The 15,299-nt window shown below is 62.2% G+C and carries 14 protein-coding genes; 3 read left to right on the top strand and 11 right to left on the bottom strand.

Features of this window, described 5'->3' with window-relative positions; genetic code table 11:
- Window positions 1–9 precede the first annotated feature (9 nt).
- Window positions 10–1,341, top strand: a complete 1,332-nt coding sequence (locus tag P0Y58_16130; protein WEK28435.1) for an MFS transporter — start codon at window positions 10–12, stop codon at window positions 1,339–1,341.
- 32 nt (window positions 1,342–1,373) lie between these two features.
- Here P0Y58_16130 and P0Y58_16125 read toward each other — a convergent pair whose 3' ends face one another.
- Entirely contained in the window at window positions 1,374–2,132 is a 759-nt protein-coding gene (locus tag P0Y58_16125; protein ID WEK28434.1) for an RHS repeat-associated core domain-containing protein, read from the bottom strand.
- 194 nt (window positions 2,133–2,326) lie between these two features.
- Here P0Y58_16125 and P0Y58_16120 point away from each other — a divergent pair, with 194 nt between their 5' ends.
- Window positions 2,327–3,337: an aldo/keto reductase gene (locus P0Y58_16120; protein ID WEK28433.1), complete on the top strand. Its 1,011-nt coding sequence runs from the start codon at window positions 2,327–2,329 to the stop codon at window positions 3,335–3,337.
- A 231-nt stretch (window positions 3,338–3,568) separates the two neighbouring features.
- Window positions 3,569–4,693, top strand: coding sequence for an alkene reductase (locus tag P0Y58_16115; protein WEK28432.1), 1,125 nt, complete (start codon window positions 3,569–3,571; stop codon window positions 4,691–4,693).
- A gap of 75 nt (window positions 4,694–4,768) precedes the next feature.
- Here the strand turns inward: P0Y58_16115 and P0Y58_16110 are convergent, their stop codons facing one another.
- From P0Y58_16110 to benA, 10 genes are all read right to left on the bottom strand, one after another.
- Window positions 4,769–4,981, bottom strand: coding sequence for a cold-shock protein (locus tag P0Y58_16110; protein ID WEK28431.1), 213 nt, complete (start codon window positions 4,979–4,981; stop codon window positions 4,769–4,771).
- 179 nt (window positions 4,982–5,160) lie between these two features.
- Entirely contained in the window at window positions 5,161–6,072 is a 912-nt protein-coding gene (locus P0Y58_16105; GenBank protein ID WEK28430.1) for a LysR family transcriptional regulator, read from the bottom strand.
- Window positions 6,073–6,272: 200 nt separating this feature from the next.
- Window positions 6,273–7,337, bottom strand: a complete 1,065-nt coding sequence (locus P0Y58_16100) for a metal-dependent hydrolase (GenBank protein ID WEK33343.1) — start codon at window positions 7,335–7,337, stop codon at window positions 6,273–6,275.
- Window positions 7,338–7,411: 74 nt separating this feature from the next.
- Entirely contained in the window at window positions 7,412–8,662 is a 1,251-nt protein-coding gene (locus P0Y58_16095; protein ID WEK28429.1) for an OprD family porin, read from the bottom strand.
- A 54-nt stretch (window positions 8,663–8,716) separates the two neighbouring features.
- Window positions 8,717–9,916 (bottom strand): benzoate/H(+) symporter BenE family transporter, encoded by a 1,200-nt coding sequence (locus P0Y58_16090; protein WEK28428.1) that lies wholly within the window; start codon window positions 9,914–9,916, stop codon window positions 8,717–8,719.
- An 11-nt stretch (window positions 9,917–9,927) separates the two neighbouring features.
- Window positions 9,928–11,256, bottom strand: a complete 1,329-nt coding sequence (locus tag P0Y58_16085; GenBank protein ID WEK28427.1) for an aromatic acid/H+ symport family MFS transporter — start codon at window positions 11,254–11,256, stop codon at window positions 9,928–9,930.
- 57 nt (window positions 11,257–11,313) lie between these two features.
- The gene (locus P0Y58_16080) at window positions 11,314–12,075 is read right to left on the bottom strand and encodes a 1,6-dihydroxycyclohexa-2,4-diene-1-carboxylate dehydrogenase (protein ID WEK28426.1); all 762 of its coding nucleotides are present in this window, start codon (window positions 12,073–12,075) and stop codon (window positions 11,314–11,316) included.
- A gap of 149 nt (window positions 12,076–12,224) precedes the next feature.
- The gene (gene benC / locus P0Y58_16075; protein WEK28425.1) at window positions 12,225–13,235 is read right to left on the bottom strand and encodes a benzoate 1,2-dioxygenase electron transfer component BenC; all 1,011 of its coding nucleotides are present in this window, start codon (window positions 13,233–13,235) and stop codon (window positions 12,225–12,227) included.
- A 72-nt stretch (window positions 13,236–13,307) separates the two neighbouring features.
- Complete coding sequence (benB, locus tag P0Y58_16070) at window positions 13,308–13,793, bottom strand: benzoate 1,2-dioxygenase small subunit (GenBank protein ID WEK28424.1); 486 nt, start codon at window positions 13,791–13,793, stop codon at window positions 13,308–13,310.
- Complete coding sequence (gene benA, locus P0Y58_16065) at window positions 13,790–15,148, bottom strand: benzoate 1,2-dioxygenase large subunit (protein WEK28423.1); 1,359 nt, start codon at window positions 15,146–15,148, stop codon at window positions 13,790–13,792. The genes benB and benA overlap by 4 nt, the downstream gene beginning before the upstream one ends.
- Window positions 15,149–15,299 lie beyond the last annotated feature (151 nt).

The raw sequence follows: 15,299 nt of genomic DNA, 5'->3' as shown, positions 1-15,299 counted from the left end.
AATCCGATCATGGCACACAGCCCCGCCCTTGACCAAGGCACGGACACCACCCGCAATGCGCTGTACCGGCGTATCACCCTGCGGCTGATTCCGTTCATTTTCATCTGCTACCTGTTCAACTACCTGGACCGCGTCAACGTCGGCTTTGCCAAGCTGCAGATGCTCGACGCCCTGAAATTCAGCGAAACGGTGTACGGCCTTGGTGCCGGCATCTTCTTTATCGGTTACGTGCTCTGCGGCCTGCCAAGCAACCTGGCACTCAACCGCTTCGGCCCACGGCGCTGGATTGCGCTGATGATGATTGCCTGGGGCAGCTTGTCCACCTGCCTGCTGTTCGTCACCACCCCCACCGAATTCTACGCCCTGCGCCTGCTCACCGGCGCTGCCGAAGCCGGCTTCTTCCCAGGCGTGGTGCTGTACCTTTCGCGCTGGTTCCCGGCCGCCCGTCGCGGGCGCATCATGGCCCTGTTCATGTCGGCGATCCCGGTGTCGGGCCTGCTCGGCGGGCCGTTTTCCGGCTGGATCCTCCAGCACTTCGCCGCCGGCCAGCATGGACTGGCGGGTTGGCAATGGATGTTCCTGATCCAGGGCCTGCCCACCGTTGCCCTGGGTGTGCTGGCGGTGTTCCTGCTCAGCGACGGCTACCAGAAAGCTGCATGGCTGAACCCGGGTGAACGCCAGTTGATCGCCGCCGATCTGGAGGCCGACGCTGCGAGCAAGCCCACCACCACCGGCGATGGTGTACTCGCCGTATTGACCAACCCGCTGATCTGGACCTTCGGTTTCGTCTACTTCTGCATCCAGAGTGGCGTGTACGCGATCAACTTCTGGCTGCCATCGATCATCAAGAGCATGGGCTTCGACAACCCGCTGCTGATCGGTTGGCTCAGCGCCATCCCGTACCTGTTGGCTGGTGTGTTCATGATCCTTTGCGGGCGTTCGGCGGACCTGCGTAACGAGCGCCGCTGGCACCTTGTAGTGCCGATGCTGATGGGCGCCGTCGGCCTGCTGATTGCGGTGAACTTTGCCGGCAACCCGGCCATTGCCATTCTCGGCCTGTCGATCGCCACCATGGGCGCCCTCACCGGCTTGCCGATGTTCTGGCCAATGCCCACCGCGTTGCTCAGCGCCGGTACCGCTGTGGCGGGCCTGGCAATCATCAACTCGGTTGGCCAGATGGCCGGCTTCCTCAGCCCGTACCTGGTGGGGTTCATCAAGGACCAGACCGGTTCGACTGACGCGGCGTTGTATTCGCTGGCGGCGCTGATCGTTGTCGGAAGCCTGGTGGCCCTGCGCGTAACGCGGGCGAATGCAATGAGCGTTGCTCGCTCCGCCGATTGATAAACTCAAGGGCCATTGCGGCCCTTGTTCTTTCACGCTTGACCACCTCCACGGATTTGGCTGGCGAGTATGGGCCCGACTACCAAGCCTACCCCAATAACCCCTGCTGCAACGCGAACCGACCATCGTTTGAGCGTTGAAGGCTGACGCCGTGCAATGTTCAGGAATGCCGGGATTCCACTCGTTTCAGCACTTCTTCCGAAATGGTCATCTGCAAATGTTTGAGCTGCCAATCCCCTTGGATCTTTGCTCTGTTTGTATGTCGGTATAACCTTGTCACGCTGTGTTGCAGGGTTGTACCGCACCGCGTCAAGCTGGCGCTGATCGATATGCCGCGAGGCTTCAGTAAAACCGGGTAGTTCCTCATTGTCTTTCCAGTTACTGGGAAGGCTATCGCGACGTTTGCGAGATATTCGGACAGGCGTCGCCTTCAGGGGGCCGGAAGCTCGACGTTTAGGGCTGTAAGCCGGCGGGCGCATGTGGCCCCATCTGCGGAAAAGCCCGGTAGGGTCTGTGAAATTGACGGGGTCGCCTCCACAGTACGCATATGCATTGACTCCACCTTTGCCAAATGGGCTCAACGGATCCGGGCTGCAGAAGGTGCCGCGCGCCGGACTATAGAGACGCCTTCCTTGCCCCAGGTGATAACCTTCCACCCATGGGTCCAGAGGCTGCCCGTTGTACCCTAGAACGTTGCATCCTGAACTGCATGCGTTCATTCCATAAGCCGTATAGGTAGCCAACAGGCCTTTGGGACAGCTGCAGAGGTTGTTTGAACTGGATGTGGTCACTTTGCTTTCCTCGCTATGAACCTCGCTTGAAACTAACCAGGTGATTGCATGAATGGAACTCGCAGATTTCACAGGGTGCGGGTACACCAAGGCGCAGTCCGAGCAGCGCTGCGGTTATCATCAGGCTGCCTTTCAAAGTGCCCCGGTTGTGTGTAAAACAGGTGGATCAGCCGACCGCAAAAGGACCCACGCGCATGATCTACCGCCCCCTCGGCCACAGTGGCCTGCAGGTTTCCGCCCTTACCCTGGGCAGCATGATGTTCGGCGAGCAGACCAGTACCGAGGACGCCCTGCGTATCATCGACAAGGCCTGGGACCAGGGCATCAACTTCATCGACACTGCCGACGTTTACAATGCTGGGCGCTCGGAAGAAATCGTCGGTGAAGCCGTGGCGCGCCATCGTCAGGACTGGATCGTTGCCAGCAAGGTAGGCTTCGGCCCGGCCGATGGCCTGCCAAATCGCAGCGGGCTGTCGCGCAAGCACATTTTCAACGCGCTGGAAGCCACACTGACCCGCATGGGTATGGATTATCTGGATATCTACTACCTGCACCGGGAAGACCACAAGGTGCCGCTGGAAGAGACCGTACAGGCCATCGGCGACCTGCTGCGTCAGGGCAAAATTCGCTACTGGGGCGTGTCCAACTTCCGTGGCTGGCGCATTGCCGAGGTCTGCTACATTGCCGAGCGGCTCGGCGTGCCCAAGCCAGTGGTCAGCCAGCCGCTGTACAACATCGTCAATCGCCAGGCCGAGCCGGAGCAGCTCAGTGCAGCCGCCGCACACGGGCTGGGGGTTGTGCCATTCAGCCCATTGGCCCGGGGCGTACTCAGCGGCAAGTATGCACCGGGTGCCGTGCCCGATGCCGGCAGCCGCGCCGGGCGCCAGGACAAGCGCATCATGGAGGTGGAGTGGCGCCAGGAGTCGCTGACCATCGCCCGACAGATCCAGGCTTATGTTGAAGCCAAGGGCGTGGGAATTGTCGAGTTCGCCATTGCCTGGGTGCTGAACAACCAATGCGTGAGTTCGGCGATTGTCGGGCCCAGGACTGAAGAGCAGTGGGATACCTATGGCGGTGCCCTGGCAGTGAAGATCACTGCAGAGGATGAAGCGTTCATCGATTCGCTGGTGACGCCGGGGCACGCGTCAACGCCAGGGTTCAACGATGTGGCGCATTATGTGAGCGGACGGTTGGCCCGTAGCTGATCGGCTTCCTGTACCGGCCTCTTCGCGGGTAAACCCGCTCCCACAGGTGGCCCACACTGTTCAGAACTGTAATCATCCTGTGGGAGCGGGTTTACCCGCGAAGAGGCCGGGACAGGCAGAGCAGACATTCAGGATTAGCCATTGGGGAGCTCAACGCCGGGCTCCCGGTCCCCCCTTTCCCCAATCATCTCGGTATCGTGCGCACCATTGGTTTTCACCTCTGGAGCTGCAATGAAACTCTTCCAACCCTTGCAAATCGGTCCGCTTACCCTGCCCAACCGTGTGTTCATGGCACCCCTCACCCGCCTGCGCAGCCTCGAGCCGGGCGATGTGCCGACCGCCATGATGGCCGAGTATTACCGCCAGCGTGCCAGCGCCGGGCTGATCATCACCGAAGCCACCCAGATCTCCTTCCAGGCCAAGGGCTACTCCGGCTCGCCCGGCATTCATAGCACCGAGCAGATCGCTGCCTGGAAGCTCATCAACGAAGGCATTCACGCCGAAGGTGGCCACAGCGCCGTACAGGTATGGCACACCGGGCGGGTGTCACACACCTCGTTGCAACCCGGCGGCGAAGCACCCGTGGCGCCCTCCGCGCTGCCGGCCGGCGCCCGTACCACCCTGCGTGACGAGCAAGGCAACCTGCTACGTGCCGACACCTCCGCCCCGCGTGCCTTGAGCGAGAACGAAATCGCAGGCATCGTCGCCGACTTCGGCCAGGCCGCGGTCAACGCACGCGAAGCCGGCTTCGACTTCGTCGAACTGCACGCTGCCCACGGCTATCTGCTGCACCAGTTCCTTACCCCGAGTGCTAACCAGCGCGAGGACCGCTACGGCGGCAGCGTCGAAAACAGGGCGCGCATCGTGCTTGAAGCGGTGGACGCGGCGATCGCCAACTGGAGTGCCGAGCGTGTGGGTATCCGCGTGTTCCCGCTGGGTGGGTTCAATGGTGTGGACAATGGCGAAGACCAAGAGGCCGCAGGCCTTCACCTGATCCGCGAGCTGGCCAAGCGCAACCTCGCCTACCTGCACCTGTCCGAGCCGGACTGGGCCGGTGGCAAGCCACTGCGTGACGAATTCCGCCAGGCAATCCGCGCTGCCTACCCTGGGGTGATCATTGCTGCTGGTGCCTATACCGCCGAGAAAGGCGAAGACTTGATCGAGCGTGGTCTGATTGATGCCGTCGCGTTCGGGCGCAGCTACATTGCCAACCCGGACCTTGTACAGCGGCTGCGGGTGCAGGCACCTCTGAACGAACATCGGGCACAGTTCGATTACGCCAATGGGCCTGAAGGCTACACAGACTATCCGCTTCTGGACCGCCCTCTGGGCGCTTCCAACCCGCTTGAACTGTAAAAAAAAACGGAGCCCTTCAGGGGCTCCGTTCTCCAGTGAACTGGCACGCCGTGGCATGCCCGTCACTCATGCAACTTACTCGGCGCGCACTTGCGCAGCCTGCATGCCCTTCTGTCCCTTCTCAGCAACGAAAGACACTTTCTGGCCTTCTTTCAGCGACTTGAAGCCGTCCGATTCAATGGCTTTGAAGTGCACGAAAAGGTCGTCGCCACCGCCATCGGGGGTGATGAAGCCGAACCCCTTCTCATCGTTGAACCACTTGACCGTACCTGTTTGTCTGTTGGACATACTCAAAACCCTCGAATGCTCATGGTTGCGCTTGCGTGGACAATAAAGCCGCCGTTCGTTCGGCTGGCCTCTTCACAATGCATCTTGGGCGATCTAAAGCCAACTAGCCACTGACACTTCTATCAGCACGCAAAAAAAACCGGCTTAGGGGGCATAAATAAGGATCTGGTATTCACCAATCAGTACTCCCAAGGCACGCCCGGCTCCCAGCTGGCCACCAACAAGTCAATGAAACCTCGTACCCGAGGGGACAGGTGGCGCTTGCTCGGATACACGATGCGAATCGGGTCCGCTGGTGGCCGGTAAGCGTGCAGTACCTCCACCAGGGTGCCGCTGCGCAGGTCGTCTCCGGTGATGTAGGTGGGTAGGTGAATCAGTCCGAAACCGGCCCGGGCGCCGTCGAGCATCGCCTCGGAGCTGTCAATGTTCAACCGACCAGGGTCTTCGCACAGGTGCAGCCCCGCCTGCGTGTTAAAACGCCAGGGCATGGCTTTCTCGCCCGCGAGAAAGGCGATCTTGTCGTGGCCATAAAGGTCGGCAGGCACCAGCGGAATACCCCGCACGTCGAGGTACGCGGGCGAGGCGCAGGTGACAAACTGCTGCCAGGCCACTGTGCGGGTCAACAGCTGTGAGTCTTCCTTGGGCGCGCCAATACGCACCGCGACGTCCACACCCTCCTCGACCAGGTCGACGAAGCGGTCGGTGAAGCGGATGTCTGCGCGCAGCTCAGGCCACTGCTTGAGGTACTGGTCCAGTATCGGCAGCACATGGCGCTGGCCAAACGACAGCGGCGCAGTCAGGCGCAAGGTGCCGGTGGGCTTGCCCCGGCGCAGGGCCATTGTGCTTTCAACCTCGTCCAGATCATCCAGAATCTGCCGCCAGCGCTCATAGGCGACCAGGCCTTCGTCGGTCAGGCTCAGCTTTCGTGTGGTGCGGTTGAGCAGGCGCACAGCCATGCGCGCTTCCAGCCGGGCAATGCTCTTGCCCACTGCCGAGCGCGTCAGGCCCAGGCTGGCGGCTGCGGCGGTAAAACTGCCAGCCTTGGCCGCGCTGACGAAGGCGGTGATGTCGCCGAAGCGGTTGGGTTCCATGGCTCGGTTCCTGGGTTCAAGGTGACCGCTGTAGATGGGTCTGAAATTGAAGATTGCAAGCGGGGGCTGCCATGCAGCCCTTCGCGGGCACGCCCGCTCCCACAGGTTCAGCGCATCTTTCAGGCTGCGTACATTCCTGTGGGAGCGGGCGTGCCCGCGAAGGGTCGCAAAGCGGCCCTATACCAGCCCTGTCACCTGTTTCAGTGCTGGCGAGTACCCAGATATCGGTCTGTCCAGGCAGCCAGTGGCAGTGGCGGCTGTTGCTCGACGATGCGACGCCAGATCAGCGCCAGGTCATCGCCATTGAACATTGAACCTGGCCCAGCGCCTTTCCACGTCGTAGGCACATCGGCAATCCAGTGCCCCTGGCTGTCGCGGTGGGCCATGTTGAAGCGGAACGTGTAATTACCGGGAATGCCCATGCGCAGGTCGGTTACTACCAGCGCATTGCCCACCTGGTCGTATCGCAGCCAGTCACCGGTAAACCAGCGCAAGCGCTGGTGCAAAGGGTCACCGGCCAGCGCTTTGGCCAGTTCCAGATTACGCGGCAAGCGTTGCATCTCGGGTGGCTGGCGGTCGAACGCGCTGCTGATACCTTCGTAGTAATCGCCGTCCGGGGTCTTGGCCAGTACCCGCCAGACCAGGCTGTTGAACGCGATCGGCACGGCACGCACCTCGCTGGCGACGATCCCTTGCTGGTCGAGCGACGCCTGGAAGCGCTGTTCGGCCGCCATGCGCCCGGCCAGGCCGAAACCCAGGTAGCCGGTGCTGACCACCAGAGCGATGGTCAGCAGGCGGCAAGCCCTGCTGGTCACGCCCTTGAAGATGGCGTAGGTCACCGCAGCCAGCAGCGGCAGCGTGTAGACCGGGTCGATGATGAACACCGCCGCCCAGCTTTCCGGGGTAGTCTGCAAAGGCCAGAACAATTGCGTGCCGTACACCGTGAAGGCGTCGAGCATCGGGTGGGTGACCAGTACCAGCCAGAACGCCACAAACAGTCTGGGCAAGGTGTAGCCCTTGCCGGGCCAGCATCTGTTGACCAGCCAGGCGAGTAACCAGGCCAGCCCGGTGAGCACGAACAGCGAGTGGGAGAAGCCGCGGTGGTAAGTCATCTGCGACACCGGGTCGGCGTAGCGGATGATCACGTCGAGGTCGGGCAGCGTACCCAGTGCTGCGCCATACAGCAGCGAGCGGCGGCCCTGGATACGCCCGAGCACGGTCCCTTGCAGGGCCGCGCCCAGTACAGCTTGGGTAATGGAGTCCAAGAGTGACATTCCTGAAAAATTCGTTCCCCGAAGCTACCTTCATACACCGCTGACGCGCAATTCCCCTGGATGGCTCAGAACAGCTGCCATGTGTACACCAGCGTCAAACGGTTTTCGTCGATGTCGCTGCGGTAGTTGGAGCGCGCCATGGCGTTACGCACCCTGATCCCTAGCCCCTTCAGCATCCCGCCCTGCACGGCATAGCCGATGTCCAGGTCACGCTCTCGGTCACGCCCTTCGTAACCCAGCCCGGTATCAACATTGTTACCGGTGATGTAGCGCACCGTCGCCGTCAGCCCCGGCACCCCCATGGCAGCAAAGTTGTAGTCGTAACGCACCTGGTACGAACGCTCGTCGGTATAGGCGAATTCATAGGTCGGCACTTCGTTGCCCAAGGGCGAGATGTTGGCAAATACCCGTGGGAACGGGCTGTCGCCATAGATGCCCTGGTAGCCCACATGGAAGCTGTGCCCGCCGTGCCGCGCGGTGAACATCGAAAATAATGCCTGGTTGTCGATGTTGCCCAGCAACGCATCGCCATCATCACGCGCGGTGAAGTAGCCAAGGTTGGCACTGAGCACCCAGTCGCCCAGCGGTTTGCTGTGCTTGAAGCCGACGAAACCCTGCTCGTAGATGTCCTCCAACTGCCCATACCAAAGGCTGACGCTGCTCAGGTTGGCATTGAACGCATAGTCCCCGCCCACGTAGTTGAAACCATCGCTCTCGGCCTGACGCATCGGCACATGGCCGAGCATCGCGTTCATCTTGCCGTCGCCGCCTTCGTTGCGCAGGTGGGTACTTTTCAAATGCCCGGCCTGCACGGTCAGCCCGTCAATTTCCGACGAACTCAGGCTGGCACCCTGATAGGTCGGCGGCAGCAGGCGGATGTCGCTGAAGGTCAGCACCGGCAGGTTCGGTTGCAGCTCACCAACGCGCAGTTCGGTCTTCGACAGCCGGGCCTTGAAGGTGGGCGCCAGGCGGCTGTACTCGTCGGTAGCCCGGCCGTCGCCATGCACCGGCAGCAGCCCAGTGTTGGCACGATCGGGGCTGCTGTCCAGCTTGATACCCAGCAGGCCCAGGGCATCGACACCAAAGCCGACCGTACCCGGGGTGTAGCCGCTCTTGAAGTCGAGGATGAAGCCCTGGGCCCACTCCTCGGCCTTGGACTGCTTGTTGGCCCCGACGATATCCGAGAAATCGCGGCTGAAGTAATAGTTGCGGGCACTCAGGGTGGCCTTCGAGTCCTCGAAAAACCCGCCTTCGGCGGCCAGCAACGGTTGGCTGAGCAAAGTCAGGCCCAGGGCAACGCAAGGGGTGTGATTCATTCCGAAGCTCTCTTGATCTTGTTTTTATGGATAAAGCGTTGGGAACACGACAGCTCATGGGGTACGACGCAGCACCTCCCGGGTACGTGGCTTGCGCAGCGTGAGCAGCGCATGGGCCAGCAGGCCGAACAGCAGCCCCCAGAAAGCCGCCGACAGGCCAAGGAAGGCCACCCCCGAAGCAGTGACCAGAAAGGTGAAAAGCCCTGCATCGCGCTCGGCCGGCTCTGCCAGGCTGCGGGCCAAGGCTTCGCTGATGGCGCCATACAGGGCCAACCCGGCCAGGGCAGCGATCAGCGCGGCGGGAAAGGCTGCAAACAGCGACATCAATGTGGCACCGGCGATGCCCAGCAGCAGGTACAGCGTGCTGCCAGCCACCGCCGCCACATAGCGCCGCCTTGGGTTTTCATGGGCCTCATGGCCTGTGCACAGGCTGGCGGTAACCGCTGCCAGGTTCAGCCCGTGGCAGCCGAAGGGCGCCAGCACGGCACCGGCCACGGCACTGGCGCTGATCAACGGGCTGGCCGGTGTGGCATACCCCGCATTGCGCAGCACCGCCATGCCGGGCATGAACTGGCCGGTCAGCGCCACCAGCACCATCGGCAGCGCCAGGCTGAATACCGCCGACAGGCTGAACTGCGGGGTGACCCACTGCGGTGAAGCCAGTTCCAGCACCAGCGCCTCGCTGCGGAACGCACCGCTGGCCACGGTCACCAGCGTACCCACGCACAGCACCGCAGCTACCGCGTAACGGGGCTGTACCCGGCGCATCAACACGTAGGTGACGAACATCGCCAATACCAGCAACGGCTGCACCGGCAGGGCGCGGAACACTTCAATACCGAAACTGAACAGGATGCCGGCCTGCATGCCAGCGGCGATGGACCCCGGCAGGCGCGCGATGATGCGGTCAAAGGCCCCGCTGATGCCGATCAGCAGCAGGACCAGGTTGGCCACCAGGTAGGCACCCACGGCCTGTTCCAGGCCAAGTTGCGGCAAGGCGGTGACCAGCAGCGCCGAACCCGGTATCGACCAGGCGATCACCACCGGCACGCGGTAGCGCAGGCTGAGCAGTGCGCCAAGGATGGCACTGCCCATGGACACGGCCCACACCCAGGATGACAACTGCTGATGAGACAGGCCTGCAGCTTCGGCGGCATGAAAGATGATCACCAGCGGGCCGGCGTAGGAGATCATCGTGGCAATGCAGCCCGCGACGATGGCGGACAGCGAGCTGTCCTTGATCAGGGTTTTCATCAAGCCTCTCGCTATGCCTGGGCCGCAACGGCCTGGGCTTGCCGACGGCCGCTGGCCAGGTGCACGGCCATGGCCAGGGCGGCGATTGCGCCGGGGATGGCGAAGGCGATGAAGTTGAGTTGCAGGGGCAGGTTGATGCCCATCAGTGCACCGCCCAGCAATGGGCCGACGATGGCGCCGTTGCGGCCGATACCCGATGCCCAGCCAAGCCCCGTGGAACGCACCGACAGCCCGTACATTTGCGCGGCGCCGGCATACAGCAGGATCTGCGTACCAATGGTGGTAGCGCCAGCAATGAAGATCAGTAGGTACAGCACCGGCATCGGGCTGTTTACCCCCAGCAGGCTGATCGACAGCGCGGCAGCGATGAAGAACGCCACTTTGACTTTGACCAGGTTGTAGCGGTCACCCAGCCAGCCGCCGAGGATCGCCCCGGCCATGCCGCCGAAGTTCAGTACCAGCAAGAACGACAGGCTCGAACCCAGGCTGTAGCCGGCGTTGGCCATCAGCTTCGGCAGCCACGAGCTAAGGGCATAAACCATCAGCAGGCAGCAGAAGAACGCCAGCCACAGCGCCAGGGTACGAATGGCCAGGCCGTTGCGGAACAGCTCCAGCACCGACGCCCCGCCGCCCTTGCGGTCCGCCGCCTGCAACACGTCATCGGCCTGCACATCGCAGTCCGGATCCAGGCGCTTCAGCAGTTTGCGCGCCTCTTCGCTACGGCCTTGGCGCACCAGAAAACCGATGGATTCCGGCAGGTAGTAGAGAATCACCGGCAACAGCAGCAGCGGCACGGCTGCGGCGAAGAACATCGACTCCCAGCCGAAACGCGGCAGCATGAAAATGCCCACGCCCGCTGACAGCATGCCGCCGAGCGAATAGCCACTGAACATGATCGCGACCAGCGTGCTGCGCAGGCGCTTGGGCGCGTATTCGTTCATCAATGCCACGGCATTAGGCATAAGGCCACCACAACCAAGGCCAGCGATGAAGCGGTAGATGCCGAACTCACTTGGGCTGCTGGCGAAGCCATTGAGAATTGTCGCCCCCGAGAACAAGGCGAAACAGATGGCAATGCCCTTCTTGCGCCCGATGCGGTCGGCCAGGCTGCCGAATGCCAGGGCGCCGAACATCATGCCGAACAGCGCATAGCTGCCCAGCGCACCGGCCTGCAACGGGGTCAGGCCCCACTCTTTCATGATGACCGGCAGTACCACGCCGTAGATGAACAGGTCATAGCCGTCGAATATCAGCAACAGGCCGCACCAGGCCATGACCATCCAGTGGAACGAGGTAAAGCGCGCGTTATCGATGATCGGGTGTACGTCAAGGGTTCGCATGGCATCTGTCGCTCTTGTTTTTGTTGTGATGGAAAGCTGTTGCCTTGGGGGTGTTGATCAGCCGAGGTCGCCGCCCCCTACCGGCAGGGTCACGCCGGTGATGTACGAGGCTTCGTCGGACGCGAGGAACAGGATTGCCCCGACCTGCTCGTCGATGCTGCCGTAGCGGTGCATCAGGCTGCTGTCGAGGGTCTGGTCGACGATCTGCTGGTACCAGTGTTTTTCCTGCTCACTCTGCTCGTTGCTGTTGCGCGGCACCCGCCGGGGTGGCGCTTCGGTGCCACCGGGCGCGGTGGCGTTGACGCGGATGCCACGGCCAGCGGTTTCAAAAGCCAGGCAGGCGGTAAGCGCATTGACGCCGCCCTTCGCAGCGCCGTAAGGCACACGATTGACACCACGGGTGGCGATGGACGAAACGTTGACGATGGCGCCGCTACCGCGTTCGAGCATGTACGGCAGTGCGGCGTGGCAGCACCACAGGGTGGGGAACAGCGAACGGCGCACTTCTGCCTCGATCTGCTCGACTTCGTAGTGCTCGAAAGGCTTGGCCCAGATGGTGCCGCCGACGTTGTTGACCAGGATGTCGAGGCGGCCGAAGGTTTCCACGGCGCTGGCCATGACACGGGCGCAGTCGGCGTGTTGTTCAAGGTCGGCGGTAAGGGTGAGCATGCCCTCGCCTGCCAGTTCGTGGACCAGCTCGGAACGGTCTACCGCGACCACTTGCGCGCCTTCGGCCTTAAGCCGCCAGCACACGCCCCGGCCGATGCCCTGGGCGGCACCGGTGACCAGGGCGACCTTGCCTTGGAATCTGTTGTTCATACCTATCTCTCCGGTTCGCCACAATCCCTGTGGGAGCGGGCATGCCCGCGAATGCGTTCGACCAGACAAAGTTGTTGAACCTGCTGGCCTCTTCGCGGGCATGCCCGCTCCCACAGGGTCGGCGTAATGCTTGGAATAAAAGGAGGCTGTCAGGCCGCAGCCGCGAACTTCTCGTAGTAGAAGTTGGCCGGGGTAATGCCCTGCTCGCGCACGTACTGGCTCACCGCCTCGACCATCGGCGGCGGGCCGCACAGGTAAACATCCACATCGCCGTCGTTGAGGTGGCGAGGCTCGATGTGCTGGGTCACGTAGCCCTTCTGCGGGTAGTCGCTATCCGGGTTGGCCACGCAGGCGCTGTAGGTGAAGTTGGGGATGCTTGCCGCCAGTGCTTGCAGGCGGTCGAGTTCGACCAGGTCAAAGTCGTTGGTTACGCCATAGATCAGGTGCAACGGGTGTTCACTGCCCTGTTCGGCAATCTTTTCCAGCATCGCTGTGAACGGCGCCAGGCCGGTACCGCCAGCCAACAGCAGCAACGGACGCTGGATCGGCCGCAAGTAGAAGCTGCCCAGCGGCCCGGCCAGGCTCATGCTGTCGCCAGCCTTGGCCAGGTTGGTCAGGAAGCTGCTCATCAACCCGCCCGGTACGTTGCGGATCAGGAAGCTGACTTCGCCGCCCTTCTGCAACGAACTGAACGAATAGGCGCGGCTCTGCTCGCTACCCGGCACCTTGAGGTTGACGTATTGCCCCGGCAGGAAGGCCAATCGGCTCAGTGCTTCGCTCTTGATCGACAGGGCAATGGTGCTGGCCGACAGTTGGCGTACATCGCTGATGGCGGCCTCGAAGCTGGCCTGCTCGGTCTTGCACAGCTGTGACGAGGCCGGGATGCGGATGACGCAGTCGCTTTCGGCGCGCATCTGGCAGGTGAGCACGAAGCCTTCGGCGATTTCGTCTTCGCTCAAGGCGTCTTCGATAAAATTGTCGCCCAGGTCGTAGCGGCCGGCCTCGGCCTTGCACTTACAGGTACCACAAGCGCCGTCGCGGCAGTCCAGCGGGATGTTGATGCCCTGGCGGTAGGCAGCGTCTGCCACGGTTTCATGGCTGGCGGCTTCGATGAAACGGGTAACCCCGTCTTCAAAATTCAGTGCGATCTGGTAGCTCATGTTGCACCTCGCGGGCGAGCCGGGCCACGGCGCGTCGCAGGACGCACCGGGCAGTGCTCGCAAAACCCTGTATCAGATGTGATAGATGTCGATGACCTGACGCACGTAGTCGTTCTTCAGCACCACCTTCTTGGCCTTGATCAGCGGCTGCTCGCCGCGCAGGTCGAGGGTGTAGAAGCTGGTGCCGAAGTAGCTGTCGGTGGTCTTGTAGCGGAAGCTCAGGGTGTGCCAGTTGAAACGCACCTGGCAGCTGCCCTCGCCCTGCTCGACGATCTCGATGTTGCTGATGTTGTGCGAGGTGCGGGTGTCGGGCACGGTCGCACTGGAGCGCTCGGTCTTGATGCGGAAGATGCGGTCTTCCAGGCCGCCACGGTTGCCGTACCAGATCAGCGAGATCTCGCTTTGCGGGTCTTCGGTGAGGGTGTCATCGTCATCCCATGATGGCATCCAGAAGCTGGCATCGCTGGCGTACAGTTCCAGCCACTGGTCCCATTGGGCGTCGTCCAGGAAGCGCGCTTCGCGGTAGAGGAAGTCGCGCACGGTCTCATAAAGGCTCATTGCACGGCCTCCACGGGGATCAGCTGCTGCTCATCCTTCAGGGCCTGGATCATGGTGTCCTGCCAGTACTTGTGCTGCAGCACGAACAGGCCTTCGTCCTCGGTGCGCACGCCAGACAGCAACGGCTCGAGTTCGATTTCCCTGGCTGCCTCGTCAGCGCCTTCCACCCAGTGCCTGGCGCCGCGCGACATGTCATTCCAGCCAGTGCCACCGCCATAGCCGGTCTGGCACGAGCGGAACTCTTCCAGGTCGTCCGGGGTGGCCATGCCACTGACGTTGAAGAAGTCCTCGTACTGGCGGATGCGCTTGGCGCGCGCATCGGCGCTCTCGCCTTTCGGCGCGATGCAGTAGATGGTGATTTCGGTCTTGTTCACCGAAATTGGCCGGGCCACGCGGATCTGCGAGCTGAACTGGTCCATCAGATACACGTTCGGGTACAGGCACAGGTTGCGCGAGTTCCCGATCATCCAGTCGGCGCGGGCCTGGCCATAGTCGGCGGCCAGCTGGTCGCGGCGCTCAAAGGCCGGGCGGTCTTCCGGGTTGGCCCAGCGGGTCCACAGCAGCAGGTGGCCATGGTCAAAGGAATAGAAACCACCACCGGTCTTACCCCACGCGCCGGCGCTCATGGTCTTGATCTCGTCACCCGCCTCGCGCTGCTTGCGCTGGCTCTGGGTGGCCGCGTAGTTCCAGTGCACGGAGCTGACATGGTAGCCGTCGGCACCGTTCTCGGCCGTGAGCTTCCAGTTGCCTTCGTAGATATACGAGCTGGCGCCGCGCAACACTTCCAGACCTTCCGGCGACTGGTCGACGATCATGTCGATGATCTTGGCCGACTCGCCCAGGTGCTCGATCAGCGGCTTCACATTGGCATTCAGGCTGCCGAACAGGAACCCGCGGTACGACTCGAAGCGTGCCACCTTGGTCAGGTCGTGGGAGCCGTCGCAGTTGAAGCTGTCGGGGTAGCCAGCGTTGCTCGGGTCTTTCACCTTGAGCAGCTTGCCGCTGTTGTTGAAAGTCCAGCCGTGGAACGGGCAGGTATAGCTGGAACGGTTGCCGCGCTTGTGTCGGCACAACATGGCCCCGCGGTGGCTGCAGGCGTTGAGGAAAGCATTGAGCTCACCGTCCTTGTTGCGCGCGATGAAAATCGGCTGGCGGCCCATGGTCAGGGTGAGGAAGTCGTTTTTCTCGGGGATCTGGCTTTCGTGGGCCAGGTAGATCCAGTTGCCCTCGAAGATGTGTTTCATCTCCAGGTCGAACAGGCGTGGGTCGGTGAACATCTCGCGCTTGCAGCGGTAGATGCCCTTTTCACGGTCGTCCTCGAGCATGGCATTGAGGTAGTCGAATCCCAGGGACATGGCCAGGGTCTCCATTGTTATTGTTTAGACCTGGTCAGGTTAGGGGCTGGGATTGGGCGGGAATATCCGGTTTGTGCGGGGTGTTATCCGTTTTGTGCAGGTCGTTGTGAAAGGCTCAAGGGCCTCTTCGCGGGTAAACCCGCTCCCACAG

The organism is Candidatus Pseudomonas phytovorans (genome assembly GCA_029202525.1).
Lineage (GTDB): Bacteria > Pseudomonadota > Gammaproteobacteria > Pseudomonadales > Pseudomonadaceae > Aquipseudomonas > Aquipseudomonas phytovorans.
Note: the sequence above shows the minus strand (reverse complement) of the source record. Positions and strands in the feature narration are given on the sequence as shown.

Excerpts from the sequence above, each read along its gene's own strand:
- P0Y58_16130 (WEK28435.1), top strand. The coding sequence starts at position 10 with ATGGCACACAGCCCCGCCCTTGACCAAGGCACGGACACCACCCGCAAT.
- P0Y58_16120 (WEK28433.1), top strand. The coding sequence starts at position 2,327 with ATGATCTACCGCCCCCTCGGCCACAGTGGCCTGCAGGTTTCCGCCCTT.
- P0Y58_16115 (WEK28432.1), top strand. The coding sequence starts at position 3,569 with ATGAAACTCTTCCAACCCTTGCAAATCGGTCCGCTTACCCTGCCCAAC.
- P0Y58_16110 (WEK28431.1), bottom strand. The coding sequence starts at position 4,981 with ATGTCCAACAGACAAACAGGTACGGTCAAGTGGTTCAACGATGAGAAG.
- P0Y58_16105 (WEK28430.1), bottom strand. The coding sequence starts at position 6,072 with ATGGAACCCAACCGCTTCGGCGACATCACCGCCTTCGTCAGCGCGGCC.
- P0Y58_16095 (WEK28429.1), bottom strand. The coding sequence starts at position 8,662 with ATGAATCACACCCCTTGCGTTGCCCTGGGCCTGACTTTGCTCAGCCAA.
- P0Y58_16090 (WEK28428.1), bottom strand. The coding sequence starts at position 9,916 with ATGAAAACCCTGATCAAGGACAGCTCGCTGTCCGCCATCGTCGCGGGC.
- P0Y58_16085 (WEK28427.1), bottom strand. The coding sequence starts at position 11,256 with ATGCGAACCCTTGACGTACACCCGATCATCGATAACGCGCGCTTTACC.
- P0Y58_16080 (WEK28426.1), bottom strand. The coding sequence starts at position 12,075 with ATGAACAACAGATTCCAAGGCAAGGTCGCCCTGGTCACCGGTGCCGCC.
- benC (WEK28425.1), bottom strand. The coding sequence starts at position 13,235 with ATGAGCTACCAGATCGCACTGAATTTTGAAGACGGGGTTACCCGTTTC.
- benB (WEK28424.1), bottom strand. The coding sequence starts at position 13,793 with ATGAGCCTTTATGAGACCGTGCGCGACTTCCTCTACCGCGAAGCGCGC.
- benA (WEK28423.1), bottom strand. The coding sequence starts at position 15,148 with ATGTCCCTGGGATTCGACTACCTCAATGCCATGCTCGAGGACGACCGT.